This is a genomic window from Nocardia aegles (genome assembly GCF_052545135.1).
In genome coordinates this window covers 678,808-696,556 of the sequence record NZ_JBQWRI010000002.1, presented here as the reverse complement: position 1 = coordinate 696,556, position 17,749 = coordinate 678,808, and the positions used below count along the sequence as shown (strand labels likewise).

Annotated in this window: 12 protein-coding genes; 2 read left to right on the top strand and 10 right to left on the bottom strand. The window is 68.5% G+C overall.

What is annotated here, in order from left to right:
- Positions 1-37: 37 nt before the first annotated feature.
- From ACT89H_RS08410 to ACT89H_RS08375, 8 genes are all read right to left on the bottom strand, one after another.
- Positions 38-451, bottom strand: coding sequence for an ester cyclase (locus ACT89H_RS08410; RefSeq protein ID WP_445107948.1), 414 nt, complete (start codon positions 449-451; stop codon positions 38-40).
- A gap of 41 nt (positions 452-492) precedes the next feature.
- The gene (locus ACT89H_RS08405; protein ID WP_445107947.1) at positions 493-1,263 is read right to left on the bottom strand and encodes an SDR family NAD(P)-dependent oxidoreductase; all 771 of its coding nucleotides are present in this window, start codon (positions 1,261-1,263) and stop codon (positions 493-495) included.
- Positions 1,260-3,080 (bottom strand): dipeptide ABC transporter ATP-binding protein, encoded by a 1,821-nt coding sequence (locus ACT89H_RS08400; protein ID WP_445107946.1) that lies wholly within the window; start codon positions 3,078-3,080, stop codon positions 1,260-1,262. Before ACT89H_RS08400 ends, ACT89H_RS08405 begins: the two co-directional genes overlap by 4 nt.
- Positions 3,077-3,928, bottom strand: coding sequence for an ABC transporter permease (locus tag ACT89H_RS08395; RefSeq protein WP_445107945.1), 852 nt, complete (start codon positions 3,926-3,928; stop codon positions 3,077-3,079). The genes ACT89H_RS08400 and ACT89H_RS08395 overlap by 4 nt, the downstream gene beginning before the upstream one ends.
- On the bottom strand, positions 3,925-4,884 hold the full coding sequence (locus ACT89H_RS08390) for an ABC transporter permease (RefSeq protein ID WP_445107944.1): 960 nt from the start codon (positions 4,882-4,884) through the stop codon (positions 3,925-3,927). Before ACT89H_RS08390 ends, ACT89H_RS08395 begins: the two co-directional genes overlap by 4 nt.
- On the bottom strand, positions 4,869-6,464 hold the full coding sequence (locus ACT89H_RS08385) for an ABC transporter substrate-binding protein (RefSeq protein WP_445107943.1): 1,596 nt from the start codon (positions 6,462-6,464) through the stop codon (positions 4,869-4,871). Before ACT89H_RS08385 ends, ACT89H_RS08390 begins: the two co-directional genes overlap by 16 nt.
- Before the next feature lie 335 nt (positions 6,465-6,799).
- A complete protein-coding gene (locus ACT89H_RS08380) occupies positions 6,800-7,051 on the bottom strand; it encodes an ADP-ribosylglycohydrolase family protein (RefSeq protein ID WP_445107942.1) in 252 nt (83 codons plus the stop codon).
- Positions 7,052-7,171: 120 nt separating this feature from the next.
- A complete protein-coding gene (locus ACT89H_RS08375; RefSeq protein ID WP_445107941.1) occupies positions 7,172-7,363 on the bottom strand; it encodes a hypothetical protein in 192 nt (63 codons plus the stop codon).
- 615 nt (positions 7,364-7,978) lie between these two features.
- Between ACT89H_RS08375 and ACT89H_RS08370 the strand changes: the two genes are divergently transcribed.
- Entirely contained in the window at positions 7,979-13,435 is a 5,457-nt protein-coding gene (locus ACT89H_RS08370; protein ID WP_445107940.1) for an ATP-binding protein, read from the top strand.
- Between the two features lie 131 nt (positions 13,436-13,566).
- On the opposite strand, the gene ACT89H_RS08365 is transcribed toward ACT89H_RS08370, so the two are convergent.
- Together ACT89H_RS08365 and ACT89H_RS08360 are read right to left on the bottom strand one after the other, a co-directional pair.
- Positions 13,567-14,457: a universal stress protein gene (locus ACT89H_RS08365; RefSeq protein ID WP_445107939.1), complete on the bottom strand. Its 891-nt coding sequence runs from the start codon at positions 14,455-14,457 to the stop codon at positions 13,567-13,569.
- A 67-nt stretch (positions 14,458-14,524) separates the two neighbouring features.
- Positions 14,525-16,318 (bottom strand): AMP-dependent synthetase/ligase, encoded by a 1,794-nt coding sequence (locus ACT89H_RS08360; protein ID WP_445107938.1) that lies wholly within the window; start codon positions 16,316-16,318, stop codon positions 14,525-14,527.
- A gap of 435 nt (positions 16,319-16,753) precedes the next feature.
- On the opposite strand from ACT89H_RS08360, the gene ACT89H_RS08355 reads away from it, so the two are divergent.
- On the top strand, positions 16,754-17,743 hold the full coding sequence (locus ACT89H_RS08355; RefSeq protein ID WP_445107937.1) for an Acg family FMN-binding oxidoreductase: 990 nt from the start codon (positions 16,754-16,756) through the stop codon (positions 17,741-17,743).
- The last annotated feature ends 6 nt before the right edge of the window (positions 17,744-17,749 follow it).

Here is a 17,749-nt window from a genome sequence, read left to right as displayed (position 1 = left end):
CAGGAAATTCCGTGCGGCGCGGCGTCGGTGACAGGGGCTACGGTCCGGTGAGCTGGGCGATGATGCCGAGCCGGTCGGGCAGCACCGAGTATTCGGTGATCCGTCCGTCCCGGAAACGGATCGTGCTGATACTGACGCCGACGAAATGCCGTCCGCTGTCGGGCACCCCGAAGATCTCACCCCGCTGGGTGCCGTCGATGGTCCAGTAGACGACCACGCGATCGTCCTCGGCGACGGTATCGGTGACCGTCGCGGTGACGTTCTCGACATTGGCGCGCAGCCAGGTGATGTGCTCCACGAATCCGTCGCGGCCCTTGATGTTCCCCGCGGGCACCGCGGAATCGCGGCCGTCCTCGGCGACGATCTCGTCGAGGACGGCCAGATCGCCCTGGGTGACCACTTCGGTGTAGAAGCGGTGGGCGACCTTCTTGTTGGTCTCGAGTGTGGACACGGGAACTCCTTCGGTAGTCGGTGCGGAGACGATGGGGTCGGTCAGAGGGATTGGCCGGGCAGCGGGAGGATGCCGAGATTGGCGTCGAGTCCGCCGTCGACGACGAGGGTGGTGCCGGTGATGTACGCGGCGGCGGGGGAGGCCAGAAACCAGATCGCCTCGGCCTGTTCGCGCGGCTCGGCGAAGCGGCCCAGCGGAATCCGGCGTTCGATGGCTGCCAGCAGTGCGGGATCACGATGCACATTCGCCGTGATCCCGGTACGGGTGAGTCCCGGCGCGACCGCGTTGACGCGCACACCCTGCGCGGCGTAGTCGAGGGCGAACGCACGCACGAGATTGATCAACGCGCCTTTGGAGGCGTTATAGGCCCAGTTCCCCGGATCTCCCCGCAGCCCGGCCACCGAGGCGGTGAAGATCGCTGAGCCGCCCGCGCGCCGCAACGCCGGAATGGCGGCCTTGAGGCCGTGGATCGGACCGCGCAGGTTCACGCCGAAGATGCGGTCGGCGATATCGACCGCACCGTCGGCCTCGAGCGGCGGCGTGCCGCCGGTACCCGCGTTGAGCACCACGGTGTCCAGGCGCCCGAACCGGCTGAGGGCGGTCTCCACGGCCGCCCGGTTCACCGCGGCACCGGAGACGTCGCCGGAGATCGGCACGACCGCGTCGCCGAGATCGGTGAGGCCGTGCGTCGCGATATCCACCGCGACGACCTGATATCCGCGTTCGGCGAACAGTTCGGCGGTGGCCCGGCCGATTCCGGAGGCGGCGCCGGTCACGATCGCGACGTGCGCGGTGGAGGGGGGTGCGGTCATGGGATGCCTTTCGGGATGGGATCGACGAGGACCGGCCGGTCCACTGACGACGGCGCGGCCGGAAGGGGTGTCCGGGGTACGGCGGCCAGCAACCGCCGCGTGTAGGGGTGTCTCGGGTCGTCGAAGAGTTCATCGGTGCGACCGGTCTCGACGATCCGGCCCGACCGCATGACCGCGATGCGATCACACAGTTGCCGGACCACCGCGAGATCGTGGGAGATGAACAGCAGCGCGGTGCCCGTCTCCCGCTGCACCCGACCGAACAGGTCGAGGATCTGCGCCTGGATGGTGACGTCGAGCGCGGATACCGGTTCGTCGGCCACGAGCAGCTCGGGTCCGGTGGCCAGCGCACGGGCGATCGCGACCCGCTGGCGCTGTCCGCCGGACAACTGCGCGGGTCGTCGTTCCCGCAGTCCGGGATCGAGTCCGACCGATGCCAGCAGTTCCGTCACTCGACGTCGTCGCGTGGACGCGGTGCCGAGCCGGTGCAGCGCCTCCGCGACGATCCGCTCCACCGAGTACCGGGGATCGAAGGCGCTGAGCGGATCCTGGTCGATGAGCTGGATGCGGTGGCGTTCCGGTCTGCGGTCGCGTTCGCTCAACTCGCTCCACGGCAGGCCGTCGAAGGTGACGGCGCCCGCGGCGGGGGCGATGTGGGCCAGCGCGAGTCGTGCGAGTGTGCTCTTACCGGAACCGGATTCGCCGACAACGCCGAGTGTCTCACCCCGCGCCAACCGAAGCGACACCTGCTCGACGGTCCGGTGCGGGCTGCCGTCGCGGCGCGGATAGTGGTGCGAGACATCGGTGAACTCGAGCAGCGTGTCCCCGGTGGACGACGGCGGCACCCGGGGCGGTGCCGGGTGTGCCGAGGGGAGGTGCTCGCCCGGGCGCAGACAGCGCACCGCGTGACCGTCGCCGAGTCCGGTGAGTTCGGGAAGCGTGTGACGGCAGCGGTCGTCGACGAGGGGGCAGCGGGCGGCGAATGGGCAGCCGGTGACGGCGGCGGGTGCCCACGGCGCGACCGGGATCCGGCCCCGGGGGCCGTCGAGGCGCGGCGTCGCGGCGAGCAGTTCGACGGTGTACGGATGCGCGGGCTCGCCGAAGATCTGTGCGACGCTGCCCTGTTCGACCACCGTGCCCGCGTACATGACGGCAACGGTGTCCGCCATCCCGGCGACCACGGCAAGATCGTGGCTGATCAACAGGACGGCGGTACCGTCACCGCGATAGGTATCCAGCAACCGCAGGATCTGTTCCTGCACGGCGACGTCGAGGGCCGTGGTCGGTTCGTCGGCGATCACCAGATCGGGTCGCGCCGCGATGGCCGAGGCGATCAGCGCCCGCTGTCGCAATCCACCCGACAATTCGTGCGGGAACTGGAGCAGACGCTCCTCCGGATCGGGAATCCCGACCGAGTCGAGTAGCCCGAGAACGGTGTCGTCCAGGTCGCCGGGGGAGACCAGCCGGTGGATCTGCAGCGGTTCGGCGATCTCGTGGCCGATCCGCCGCAGCGGATCCAATGAGGTGAGCGCGTCCTGGAGGACGAATCCGATGCGCCTGCCGCGTATCCGACGCCACTGCCGACCGGTCGGGCGGCGCAGATCGATCCCGTCGAACTCCAGTCGGTCGGCGCGCACCCGCGCGCCCTGCCCCGCGAGACCGACCAGGGCGCGCGCGAGAACGCTCTTGCCCGACCCGGATTCGCCGACCAGCGCCAGGCATCGCCCCGCGTCCAGACGCAGGCTCACCGACCGCACCACGTCAGCGGATCCGAAGTCCACCGACAGATTCCGCACGCCGAGCAGCGGTGCGCTCATGAGAAATCCCCTCCCGTCCGCGTGCGCAGGGCACGGCCGAGCACACTGATCGCCAGGACCGTCACGGTCACGGCCAGCCCGGGGAACAACGCCAGGGTCCACGAAGCCGACAGGTAGCTGCGCGACTGCGCCAGCATGGAACCCCAATCGGGGACGGCGTTCTCGGGCCCGAGTCCCAGGAAACTCAACGACGACGCCATGATCACCGCTGTGCCGATATTGATCACCACGAGTACCCCCAGCGGCAGCAGCACGTTGGGGGCGATATGCCGCACCGCCACCCGCCACGGCGCGATCCCGAGATCGAGCGCGGCCCGGACATAGGCGAACCGGCGCACCAGATGCGTTCTGATGCGGATAACCCGCGCGAAACCCGGTGCGAGCGCCAGGGTCACGGCCACCGCGACATTGCCGGTGCCCGGCCCCAGTATCGCGACCACCAGCAACGCCATCAGAATGGCCGGGAACGACAGCAGCACATCGGCCGCCCGCATCGCAATCTGGTCGACCACCCGCCCGCCGAGCGACGCGGTCAGCCCCCACACCGATCCGGTGACACAGGCGAGTACGGTCGAGCCGATCCCGATCAGCAGGGTCGTGCGCGCACCGTGCACCACCCGCGCGTACACGTCGCGTCCGAGCCAGTCGGTGCCGAACGGATGGGCGAGTCCGGGGGGCCGCAGCGCGCTCGCGGGATCGATCCGCTCCGGCGAACCGGCCAGCAGATCCGGCGCGACGGCCGCGACCACGATGACCGCGAACAGCACACCGGCCAGTACCGCGCCGACCGCGGGCATCCGGCGGGATACCTTGTGCCGCAACGTCCCCGAAGCCGTGATGTCGGTCATCGGGCCGCCGCTCCGATCCGCGGATCGACGACGTGATACAGCTGATCCAGCGCGATGGCGATCACCGAGAAGGTCGCGGCCGTGAGGACGACCACCCCGGTGACCACCGGATAGTCGCGACCACGGACCGCCGAGACCAGCACCTGCCCCAGACCCTGCCTGGCGAAGACGGTCTCGACCACCACGACGCCGCCGAGCACATTGCCCAGCATCCAGCCCGACATCGTCAGCACGGGCAACGCCGCGTGCCGCAGGGCGTGTCGGAGGCGGACCCGGATCTCGGTGGCGCCTCTCGCGCGGGCGGTGAGCGCGAACGGCTGGCCGAGGGCCTGCTCGATCCCGTCCCGGGCGACCTGGGACAGCACGCCCGCGATCGCGATGGCCAAGGTGAGCCACGGCAGGATCAACGAGTCGATCCCGTTGTTACCCAGAACCGGGAACAGGTGCCAGTGGAACGAGAACAGGGCCAGCAGAAGGAAGCCGATCCAGAAGGTCGGCATGGACAGCGCGGTGAATTCGGCGGTCCTGGCGAGCGCGCGCGAACGGGGACGGTCGGCCGTTGTCACCGCGACCGCGACGGCGAGCAGCAGCCCGAGTGTCATACCGCCCGCCGCCAGTAGCAACGTCGGACCCAGCTGTTCGGTGACGATCGTCAGCACCGGCCGGTTCTGCTGATAGGAGGTGCCGAGATCGCCCCGGCACAACCGGCCCAGAAACCGCACGTATCGCACGAGAACCGGGTCGTCGAAACCGTATTCGTCGCGGATGCGAGCACGCACCTGCGGAGAAGCGGCCGCGGCGACCCCGCCCGCGACCGCACGGGCGGGATCGCCGGGAATCAGCAGCAGACCCGCGAAGGTGAGTGTCGACGCGCCCCACACCACCACCAGCGCCAGCCCCATACGAGTGGCCAGCCGGCGCAGCGGTTCGGGGACCCCGCTCAGGACGCGAGCCATACGTCGTAGAACCTCGGGTAGGTCTGGGCATCGAAGGTGAGGCCGCGCACCGACTTCGCGAACCCGGTCAGGCTGACCGGTGTGTAGACGGGAATGATGTACGCCTGGTCCAGCACTTCGTGCTGCACCGAGGAATACGCCCGTGCGGCCTTACCGGCATCGGTGGTCGCGGCCGCGTCGGTGACCCACGCGTCGATCTTCGGCGACCGCACCAGCGCCACATTGCCGCCCGCCTTGGCGTAGGTGTTGTCGGAGAAGAACGCGAAACGCAGCACGTCGGGCGTCGGCCGCGCGAAGCTGACGTCGACGATGTCGTACTGTCCGCCGATCAAGTATTTGTCGACATAGGTCCCGGTGTCGACGGTCGGGCGCAGGATCTCGATACCGGCCGATCGGGCCTGCGCCTGAAAACCTTCCGCGATCACCTCGCGTTGTTCGCGCGTGCCCTCGGGCCAGTACGGCCACGTGAGCGACAGCCGCTGCCCGTCCTTGACCCGGATACCGTCGCCGTCACGCCGGTCCCAGCCCGCCTGATCGAGCAGACGCGCCGCCGTCTCGGGCCGATAGGTGGCCAATTGGTCGCGCGCGGAGGCGTCGTAGGCGGCGGTGCTGCGGCTGAGCGGATTGTCGGCGACGGGGTAGCGGCCGAAGTAGACGTTCTCGACCAGTTTGGGGATGTCGACCGCCGCCGAGAGCGCGCGGCGCACCGCCACGTCGGCCAACGGGCCGCGCGACTGGTTGAGATAGACGTTGTAATTGAGTCCGGGCGTCTCGGTGCTCTGGAGCGTGAAACCGGGCAGCGCGGCGAGTTGTCCTGCCGACACCGGCGGCACACCCGCGATGCCCTGCACCTGGCCGCTGGTCAGCGCGCCGAATCGCGTCGCGTCCTCGGAGATGAATTCGAAGACGAGTTTGTCCAGGTACGCCGGGCCGATGTGGTCGGCACCGCCGGGCGCGGAGTTGTATCCCGGATTGCGGGCGAGGGTTTCGCGCCGGCCCTGCTCCCATTGTTCGAATACGAATGGCCCGGTACCGACCGGCCGATAGTTCGACGCGGGTTCGGCCAGCGCCTTCGGACTCTGGATTCCCAGGCTCGGGGTCGACAGCGCTTGGAGCAGCGGTGTGAACGGCTGCTTCAGCACGATCTCGGCGATATTGCTCGCGACGACGCGCGTCTCCTGATATGGCGCGATCAGAGAGGCCGCGTAAGCGGATTTCGTCTTCGGATCGACCACGTGATCGAGGCTGGCGCGCACCGCCGCGGCGTCGAATGGCGTGCCGTCGTGGAAGGTGACGCCGGAACGCAGTGTGAAGGTGTAGGACTTGCCGTCCGGTGAAATCTTCCACGACTCGGCCAGCCACGGGGCGAAGCTTTCCGGCCCGGTCTGCACGACCAGCGAATCGAAGACGTTCCGGTTGATCACGCTCGTAACCGCCGTCGCCGCCACCGCCGGATCGAGCGAAACCTGTGTTCCGGCAACGCCGTACACGAGTGTGCCGCGGTGGACCGGAGTCTGCGCGTCGCCGCCGGAGCCGGGCCGCGTGACCGCGACGGCGACGGCCGCGATCACGATCGCCACGACCGCTCCACCCGCGATCAGCCACGTCCGACGGCCGCGGCCGAGGCGGCGGGTGCGACGGACCGGCCGCGGCGGTTCTATTTCTGAAGACATGGCACCTTTTCCCTGGAAAGGATTCGATCGTGCGGATGGCCCACCGAGGAGATGCCGCCGGTTCGGTGTCGACGCCCTCGGTGGCTGATAAGACTTCAGCATGAAGAATTCGCCGTTGTCAATGACTGCGGCACAGTGCAATTCATATTCGGCCGAGCTTGTATCCATTATTTCGGAAAAATCCGACATGGCTCTCGAAGTCGATCGGACAATTCGATCGAACGTCTGGAATCGGCATGATTTCAATTAATTCCGGTGCGGCGCGATATGCGATAATTCGCCGCGGCGGAACGGCAGGCTCCGATCACCTCCGATCGACCGCACCGATCGACCCGACGGACCGGCTGGACCGCGACGGTGCCGGTGTAGGTGGCGACGATTCCGCCGACGATGGCGCTGGTGGTATCGGTATCTTCGGCTGCGGCAATGCATGTGGTGATCGCGGTTGGGTAATCGTCCAGATGCGTTGCCGCCACCCACATCGTGAACGGCACCGTGTTCTGCGCGGTGACCGGGACCCGGTGCCGAGTTCGTCCGCGGCCTCCTGCGCGCAGGCTCCGAGCAGGCTGCGCGCACGGCGGATCAGTCGGCTCGAGTCACCCTCGTCGAGGCGATCAAGGACGCCGGTCGAACACGGCTCCGGCTGCCTCGCGCCAGTGCACGCCGTTGCGGATGCGACGCCCCGTGTCGACCGCGAGGAAGCCGTGGTGACGGCGCGGGGCCAATCGTCGTGCGACGGCGGCGGGGAGCCGATCCTGATCGATCCCACCGTGTCCGAAGAGTTCGGCGACCACGGTGTCGGCCATTTCGGTATCGTCGGTCCGCTCGCACGGTCGGGCAGGGAGGTCGGCCGGCCCGAAGATCCGGAAGCGACCGGCCCATGATGGGAAATTCCGCGCCCAGCGCATCTCGCACGGACAGTTCATCGAGTGAATCGAGCAGCAACTCGACATGCATCGCGTCCGATGGTGGCTGTCCGCATACGCCCGAGACTGTGGCGGTGGGAGTGGACGAGCTGAGATAGCGCTGTCGTGGCGAAGACACTAGCATGTTCTTACTGCGATATGCGCATCTCACAATTGGTAGAAACTCCGATGACGCGACTGTACGCGAGGCGAAAAGATTGACGCGGCATCGGCCTGCCTCTAACCTTCGCCTGGTAAACGATGCTTACCGTGCGGTGTCGGAGTAGCCGTCGCAGGTATCGCATCCCTGCGACCGACGGCTGCCGGATCATTCCACGCTTCCCTGACAGTCGCAGTCGGCAGCGAGCTACCTGGCGCGCCTGCCGGCGGTCCGCGCAACGATACGGCCGAGTAACCGCCGGACAGGTGTATTTGCACCGACCGGCTGTGCGAAAAAGGGTGTAGACCCTTTGCCCGTCGACCGGGCCAACACTTCGGAGAGGAAGGAACCGGCGAGTGTTCAGCCGCATCGCCATTGTGAACCGGGGAGAGGCCGCCATGCGCCTCATCCACGCGGTCCGAGACCTGGCCGCGGAAACGGCACGTTCGATCGAGACCATCGCTTTCTACACCGATGTCGATCGCAACGCGACGTTCGTGCGCGAGGCCGACATCACCTACGACCTCGGTCCGGCCTCCGCGCGACCATATCTGGATCTGAAGGCGCTGGAACGCGCGCTGGTGACGACAGGGGCCGACGCCGCGTGGGTCGGCTGGGGCTTCGTCGCCGAGGATCCGGCGTTCGCCGAGTTGTGCGACCAGATCGGCGTGACCTTCATCGGTCCGGATGCCGAGGCGATGCGCAAACTCGGCGACAAGATCGGCGCGAAGCTCATCGCCGAAGAGGTCGGTGTACCGGTGGCGCCCTGGAGCCGCGGCCCGGTCGAGACCGTCGACGACGCACTGGCCTCCGCCGCCGACATCGGCTATCCGCTCATGCTGAAAGCCACCGCCGGCGGCGGCGGACGCGGCATTCGCGTGGTCACGAACGAGGCGGAGTTGGTCGACGCCTACGAACGCACCCGGCAGGAGGCCGCCCGCGCGTTCGGCAGTGGTGTGGTGTTCCTCGAACGGCTCGTCACCGGTGCTCGCCACGTCGAGGTTCAGGTGATCGCGGACGGTCAGGGCACCGCCTGGGCGCTGGGTGTGCGCGACTGCTCGGTGCAGCGGCGCAACCAGAAGGTCATCGAGGAGTCGGCGTCACCGGTGCTGCGCCCGGAGCAGGTCGCGGAACTCAAGGCCTCGGCCGAGCGCCTGGCGGTGGCGGTCGGCTACCGCGGTGCGGCGACCGTCGAGTTCCTCTACCACCCCGGTGACGAGCTGTTCGCATTTCTCGAGGTCAACACCCGTCTTCAGGTCGAGCACCCGATCACCGAGCAGACCACCGGTTTCGACCTGGTGCGCGCCCAACTGGCGGTGGCGTCCGGTGAGCGTCTCGAGGGCGAGCCGCCGGCCGAGCGTGGGCACGCCATCGAAGCACGGCTGAATGCCGAGGACCCCGACCGCGACTTCGCTCCCGCCCCGGGCCGGATCGCCCGCCTGGACCTGCCCGCGGGTCCGGGCATCCGGGTCGATACCGGCGTCAGCGAAGGCGACACCATTCCCGCCGATTTCGATTCGATGATCGCCAAGATCATCGCCTACGGTCGCGACCGCTCCGAGGCGCTGGGCAGGTTGCGCCGTGCGGTCGGGCAGACCCGGGTGATCATCGAAGGCGGCGCCACGAACAAGAGTTTCGTGCTCGAGCTGCTGGATCAGCCCGAGGTGATCGACGCGAGCGCCGATACCGGCTGGATCGACCGCGTGCGTGGGCAGGGGCGCCTCGTCTCGCACCGCAATTCCGCCGTCGCGCTCGCGGCCGCTGCCATCGACGCCTATGAGGAGGAGGAACGGGCCGAGCGGAACCGTCTGCTGTCCACCGCCGCGGGCGGTCGCCCCCTGGTGCAGCACCACGCGGGTCGACCGCTCGACCTCAAATTGCGGGGAGTCGGCTATCGCGTGCGTGTGGCGCGTACCGGTGCGCACCGGTTCCGCATCGGAATCGAGGTGGGCGACGACATCCGCACCGCCGACGTCGATCTCGTCCGCTACGACCGGCATTCCGGGCAGATCGTGGTCAACGGCACCGCTTTCCGCGTCACCGCGGGCACGCACGGACCGATCCACGTGGTGGACGTCGACGGTGTGACCCATCGGGTGAGCCGGGACGAGGGCGGTGTCGTCCGCTCACCGGCACCCGCGCTCGTGGTCGCCACGCCGCTGCAGGTCGGCGACGAGGTGGAGGCCAACGCGCCGGTGCTGGTGCTGGAGAGCATGAAGATGGAGACGGTGCTGCGCGCACCGTTCAAGGCACGGCTGAAGGAATGCGCCGTCTCGGTCGGTACCCAGGTGGAGACCGGGGCGCCCCTGCTTCGGCTGGAGCGCCTCGTCGACGACGCGGTCGAGGAGGCCGCGGCCGTCGGATCGGTCGAACTGGATCTGCCTGCCGGGGATGCGCAGGCTCATCCGCCCGAGCGCATCGCCCGACGGACGCAGGATCTGCGCGGTCTGCTGCTGGGTTTCGACGTCGATCCGCACGACGACAGCCGGGTGCTGACGGACTACCTCGACGCGCGCCGTGTCGCCGTCGCGGACGATCGCAGGCCGCTCGCGGAGGAACTCGAGCTCATCGACGTGTTCACCGACCTCGCCGAGTTGAGCCACAACCGGCCGTCGGGTGAGGACGCCCAAGGCCATGTCCACAGTGCCCGCGAGTATTTCCACACCTACCTGCAGAGCCTCGACGTGGAGCGGGCCGGACTGCCGGAGTCGTTCAAGCGCAAGCTCGCGAGGGCACTCGGGCACTACGGCGTCTCCGATCTGGAACGTTCTCCCGACCTCGAGGCCGCGGTCTTCCGGATCTTCCTCGCTCAGCAACGCACCGACACCGTCGCGGTCGTGACGGCACTGCTGCGTGAATGGCTGGGCGAGCCGATGCCCGATCGAGCCCTGCGCGAACCGGTCGGTTTGGCACTGGAACGGCTGGTGGCCGCGACCCAGGTGCATTTCCCCGTCGTCGCCGATCTCGCTCGCGGTCTGGTGTTCGCCTGGTACGGCCAGCCGCTGCTGCGGCGCAATCGCGCCCGCGTGTACACCAACGTCCGCAGGTCGCTGCGGTACCTGGACACCCATCCCGACGCGCCGGATCGCGCCGAGCGCATCTCCGACATGGTCCGCAGCACCGAACCGCTGGTGCGGCTGCTGGGCCAGCGGTTGGTGCGCGGCAGTGACGACAACACCGCCATGCTGGAGGTGCTGACCCGCCGGTACTACGGCAACAAGGGGCTCACCGGCGTCCGCACCCATGCCGTCGACGGATGCCGCTACCTGATCGCCGATCGCGACGGTGCGAGCCTGGTGTCCGCCGCCGTGCGCTTCGACGCGCTCGGCGCCGCGGTGCGTGGGCTCGCCGAGTTGACCGCCGACGCGGTGTCGATCGACGCCGACATCTATCTGAGCTGGGAGAAGCAGCCCGCGGACTTCGATGCCATGGCCGCGGCCTTGCAGTCGGTGCTCAGCGCGCAGCCGCTGCCGAAGCAGGTGCACCGGATCACCGCCACGGTCGCGGGCAGCAACGGGGCGGTCATGCACCACCACTTCACCTTCCGCCCGTCGGCGACCGGCCCGGCCGAGGAACGACTGATCCGCGGCCTGCACCCGTACATCGCGCAGCGGATGCAGATGGAGCGGCTGCGCAAGTTCGACCTCACTCGTCTGCCGTCCTCCGACGACGAGGAGATCTATCTGTTCCGGTGCGTCGCGAAGGAGAATCCGGCCGACGACCGGCTCATCGCGTTCGCCCAGGTGCGGGACCTGACCGCGCTGCGCGAACACGACGGACGGCTGCTCGCGCTGCCGACCGCCGAGAGCACCATCGCCACCTGCCTCGACTCGATTCGCCGGGCGCAGTCGCGGCGGCCGTCGGCGAAGCGGCTCAACACCAATCGCATCGTGATGTACATCTGGCCACCGCTGGATGTCACCCGCGCCGAACTCGAGCGGATCGGCGGCCATGTGCTGCCGACGGCCGCGGGCGCGGGACTCGAGGAAATCGTGCTCATCGCGCGGGAACGCGACGCGGACACCGGCGAGTTGGCGAAGGTGGCCATCCGGATCAGCTTCGATGCCGCGGGCGGCACCGTGGTGACCTTCGGTGAGCCGTCCGACGAACCGATCGAACCGCTCGATGCCTATCGGCAGAAGGTGCTGCGCGCCGCGGGCCGCAATGCCGTGTACCCGTACGAGTTGACCGGCCTGCTCGGCGATTTCACCGAATACGAGCTGGACGCCGACCACACGCTGGTCCCGGTCGATCGGCCGAAGGGGCGCAACACCGCCGCGATCGTCGCGGGCGTCATCACCACGACCACCCCGAAACACCCGCAGGGCGTCAGGCGGGTGGTGCTGCTCGGCGACCCGACGAAATCCTTGGGCGCGCTGTCGGAGCCGGAGTGCAGGCGGGTGATCGCCGCACTGGACCTGGCCGAGCGCTTGGCGGTGCCGCTGGAGTGGTACGCGTTGTCGGCGGGCGCTCGCATCTCGATGGAATCGGGCACCGAGAACATGGACTGGGTGGCGGCGGCGCTGAAGCGGATCGTCGAATTCACCCAGGCGGGCGGCGAGATCAACATCGTGGTCGCGGGCATCAATGTCGGGGCCCAGCCGTACTGGAACGCCGAGGCGACGATGCTGATGCACACCAAGGGCATCCTGGTGATGACGCCGGATTCGGCCATGGTGCTCACCGGTAAACAGGCGCTGGATTTCTCCGGTGGCGTGTCGGCCGAGGACAACTTCGGCATCGGCGGTTACGACCGGGTCATGGGTCCGAACGGGCAGGCGCAGTACTGGGCGCCGAACCTGGCCGCGGCGCGCGACATCCTGATGGCGCACTACGACCACACCTACATCGTCCCCGGCGAGCAGGCGCCGCGGCGATCGCAGACCAGCGATCCCATCGATCGCGACATCTCCGATTTTCCGCATGTCCTGGCCGGCAGCGACTTCGCCACCGTCGGTGAGATCTTCTCGGCGACAGCGAATCCGGACCGGAAGAAGCCCTTCGACATCCGGACGGTGATGCGCGCGGTCGCCGACCAGGACCACCCCGTGCTGGAGCGCTGGGCGGGAATGGCCGACGCCGAGACCGCCGTGGTGCAGGACGCGCATCTGGGCGGAATCCCGGTGTGTCTGCTGGGCATCGAGTCCCGGGGCGTTCCACGGCACGGTTTTCCGCCCACCGACGGCCCGGAGACCTACACCGCGGGCACGCTGTTCCCGCGGTCGTCGAAGAAGGCCGCGCGGGCGATCAACGCCGCGAGCGGCAACCGGCCACTGGTGGTGCTTGCGAACCTGTCGGGCTTCGACGGGTCGCCCGAGTCGATGCGCAAGCTGCAGTTGGAGTACGGCGCCGAGATCGGCCGTGCGATCGTCAACTTCGACGGTCCCATCGTGTTCTGTGTGATCTCCCGCTATCACGGTGGCGCGTTCGTCGTCTTCTCGAAGGCGTTGAACCCGAACATGACCGTGCTGGCGCTGGAGGGCTCGTTCGCCTCGGTGCTGGGCGGCGCGCCCGCCGCGGCGGCGGTGTTCTCCGGTGACGTCTCCACCCGGACCGCGGCCGATCCGCGGGTGCAGGAACTGGAGGTGCGCGTCGCCAACGCGTCCGGTACCGATCGCGCCGCCCTGATCGCGGAACTGGACGAAATCCGGTCCTCGGTGCGCGCGGAAAAGCTCGGTGAAGTGGCCGCGGAGTTCGACCGCATCCACAACATCCGGCGCGCGGTGGAAGTCGGCTCCGTCGACGCGGTCATCCGCGCCGCGGAACTGCGGCCTCGGATCATCGAGTCCATTCGGGAGCGTCTGGACGGCTGACGGCGGGATCCGTCCTCGGCGGGCGGCGGCTGTACGGTCGGTTGTGCGCGACGCGGCACAATCCGATCGGCGGTCGCCGCCCGCTGTCATAGGCAGGCTCCGCTGCGAAGGATTACGGTGGAGCCGGCCGTCTATCGTCGGTTCCGGGAGTACTGCGCGAGGCTCGCCGGTCTGGTGATGATCACCGGCACCTGTGCCCCGTGTAGTACGGCTCGACTGACCGAACCGAGCGGCATCGTGGCGGACGCGTCATGCCCGCGGCTGCCCACGACGATCGACCGCGCTTTTTCGCCCACCTCGAGCAGTCGCCTGGCGGGGTGATCCTCCACCACCACGCGCCGCACCGGCACCTCCGGATAGGCCTCGCTGTACCCGGCCAGGGTGCGGTCGAGCAATCCCTCGCCACCATTCCGTGCTTCGACGAGTGAGCTGTGGTCGCGCAAGCCGGATAATGCGTGCACCGCGACGAGATCGGCGCCGCGAAACGCCGCCTCGGCGAAAGCCAGTGCGACAGCGGCGGCGCTGCTCGTGGAGGCATCGACACCGACGACGACAGGTCCGTCACCGTGCTCGACGCCATGGGGAACCACGGCGACGGGGCATCCCGCCTGCCGAGCCAGCGCGGTGCTCAGCGATCCCAGCATCGCGCGGCTGAACGCGCCGAGGTCGTGGGCGCCGACCACGAGCAGCCGCGCGTTCTCGGATCGGCGGCGCAGAACCGGGACGGGGGCGGCGTTCGTCAGCTCGGCGGTCACGTCGATCCGGTTGATCGGAACGGATTCGGCGATGGCCGTGGCGTACGCGATCTCCAACGCGTCCTGGCCGCCCCACCGATACCTGCCGGAGACGGACGGTCGGAACTCGACGCCGGCACCGCAGTCGCCGAAGCCGCCGGTCAGATAGACGAGATGCAGCGGTACGCGGCGGTGGGCGGCATCGATGGCAGCCCAGCGTACCGCGGCCAGTGCCACCTCGGAACCGTCGACACCCACCACGATCGGAGCCTCGCTCGAAGTGGACATGGTTGCTCCTCCGGTTCGCGTGCGGTGGCCGTGGTTGGGCGGGGCGAGAACGCGGGCGCGAGTCGCCTCACTCGCCGTATATCGCGGCGACCTCGGTGGCGAAGTCGCGCAGCACGATGTTGCGTTTGAGCTTCAACGACGGAGTGACATACCCGTTGGCCTCGGTGAGCTGGGTGTCCAGCAGCCGGAATGTCCGGACGGACTCGGCGCGTGACACGGCCTTGTTGCCGTCGTCGATAGCGGCCTGGATGGCGGCGAGCAGATCGGGGTCCGCGGCGAGGTCGGCGACGGAGGCGTCGGCGGGTTTCCCGTTGAGCTGTTTCCACAGGGGGAGGTGCTCCTCGTCGACGGTCACCAGACAACCGATGAACGGCTTGCCGTCGCCGACGACGATCACCTCGCCGATGATGGCGTGCGCACGGATGCGGTCTTCGATCACCGCGGGGGCGACGTTCTTGCCCGCGGCGGTGACGATGATCTCCTTCTTGCGTCCGATGATGGTGAGGTATCCCTCGTCGTCGAGCCTGCCGAGGTCACCCGTGGCGAACCAGCCGTCGCGAAACACTTCCGCGGTGGCGCGCGGGTTGTTCCAGTATCCGGTGAACACGTTCGGTCCGCGCAGCAGGATTTCACCGTCGTCGTCGATGCGGACCGAGGAGCCGGGCAGCGGCCTGCCGACCGTACCGATCTTCGGCCGGTCATCCGGATTGAACGTGGCGGCCGCGCACGTCTCGGTCAGTCCGTAACCCTCCAGCACGGTGAATCCGACGCCGCGATAGAAGTGACCGAGCCGTTCGCCGAGCGGCGCGCCGCCGGATATGGCGTGCGTGGCGCGGCCACCCAGCGCGGCACGCAGCCGTCGGTAGACCAAACGGTCGAACAGTGCGTGCCGGATCCGGAGGGGAAGCGGTATCCGCCCGGCGTCCCGGGCGCGGCTGTAGGCGATGGCGGTCGTGGCCGCCAGATCGAAGATACGTTCCCGGTGGGCGAGCTCCGCCTGGGCGCGGGCGGTGTTGTACACCTTTTCGAAGACGCGCGGCACGCCGAGGATCAGTGTCGGCCGGAACGCACCGAGTTCGGCGGTGACATTCTTGACGTCGCTGACGTGAGCGATCTCCACCGGAACGAACGCCGCGGCGATCTCGGCGATCCGGCCGAACACGTGGGCCAGCGGCAGGAACAACAGCACCGAGGACTCTCCGGTGCGGAACAGCGCCGGCATCTGGGCGGTGATGTTGCCCAATTCGGCCAAGAAGTTCCCGTGGCTCAGTCGGCAGCCCTTCGGTCGGCCGGTGGTGCCGGAGGTGTACACGATCGTCGCCGGCACGTCGGCCGACACCGCGGCCCGGCGATCGGCCACGGCGCTGTCGCTTATCCGGCTGCCCTCCGCTGCCAGGGTTGCTATCGCGCCGGCGTCGATCTGCCAGCTGTGCATCAATTTCGGCAACTGGTCGCGCACGGCCGCGACCGCGGCGGTGTGGTGGTCGGTCTCCGTGCAGATGGCGACCGCGCCGGAGTCGGACACGATCCACTGCACTTGTTCGGCGGAGGAGGTCTCGTAGACCGGGACGGTGACCGCGCCCGCACACCAGATCGCGAAGTCCAGCAGCGTCCATTCGTAGCGGGTGCGAGACATGACGGCCACCCGATCGCCGGCCTGGATGCCGTTGGCGATGAGTCCTTTCGCCGTCGCCCACACTTCGGTGCGGAACTGGGCGGCGGTCACATCGACCCAACGGCCTTCCACCTTGCGGGAGATCACGGTCAAGTGCGGATACCGCTCGGCGTTGCGTTCGATCAAGTCTGTGAGGTTTGCGTCGGCAGGGACGTGGTACAGAGCCGGCGATCCGAATTCGTGCATGACAGCTCCTCGTTCGGCGCCGCTGCTGGAAGGGAGCTCGGTGCGCTCGACCTCGGTGAGCTGCGCACAGTCGAGTATGGCGCGGCTCGCACCCGTGCTGCGATGGATTTTGGCAGTCGTGCGTGAGGACCTAAGTCCTCGAGTCGAAGAGACCGATGGACCCGGCCGGAGCCGGATCGTGGCCGGAGGACCCGGCATCCGGTGACCTTCGGCAGTCACGTCCGCCGTCGGTTCGCGCGATGCTGAAGCACGGAGCAAACGGGCACAACCGGCCGAAGTGTGCTGATCGTCATGGCCGACAAGAGCTCGCCACAATGGTGCGGTTCCTGCGCACCGAAGCCGCCTATTCGACCGGCTGGAAGTTCCTGCCGGGCAGCGACGCGACCGCCGGTCAGGTCCCGGATCTGCCGGACGAATCCCGATGAGAGGCAAGCGATGCCGAGAACACACCCCGATCCAGAGGCGCTCCGATCCGCGCTGGCATTGGCATCCAGGGCGCCATCGGTGCACAACACCCAGCCGTGGCTGTGGCGACTCGGGCACGAGACCGTCCACCTGTTCGCCGACGAGAGCCGAAGGCTGCCGCACACCGACCCCGACGGACGTGACCTGGTGTTGAGTTGCGGTGCGGCGTTGCACCATCTACGAGTCGCCGCCCGTGCCGAGGGGTGGGAGACGGTGATGCATCGGCTCCCGAACCCGGCCGTGCCCGAGCATCTCGCAGCCATCGAATTCCGGCCCACCACATGCACCCCCGCGGACGTCGAGTTGGCGCGCGCCATCAGCATGCGCAGCACAGATCGCCGTCGCTACAGCTCCTGGGAGGTGCCCGCGGCGTATATCCAGGCCGTCATCGCCGCGGGCGCCGCGACCGGAGTACTCGTGCACGATGTCGACGCCGAACCGGCGCGTACCCGGCTGCTGCGAACGTTCGAACGGGCCGCATGGCATCACGCCCGTGACGTCTCCTACGGTGCCGAACTCGCGCAGTGGAGTGGCAGGCACGCGGCACCACAGGGAGTTCCGGCGCGCAACGCGGTGCTGACCGACGACGATCCGGCGGTGCGTCCGTTCTCGAATCCGGGATTGCCGCAAGCGGTGGTGCGCGATATCGACGCCGCCGACCGGATGATGCTGCTGAGCACCAGCGGTGACGACCGGCTGTCGCAGTTGCGGGCCGGTGAGGCCGCCAGCGCGGTGCTGCTGACCGCCACGACACTCGGGCTGGCGACGTGTCCGCTGACCGAGCCGATGGAGTTGACCGAGACCAGGAGACGGATCCGCGCCGACGTCCTGGACGACACCGGATATCCGCAGATCATCGTTCGGATCGGCTTCGCGATCCCCGGCGCCGATCCGGTCCCGGCCACACCACGCCGTCCACTCGACGAGGTCGTGCGTCCGCTGGGTCCGTCGGATTCGTGATCGCCG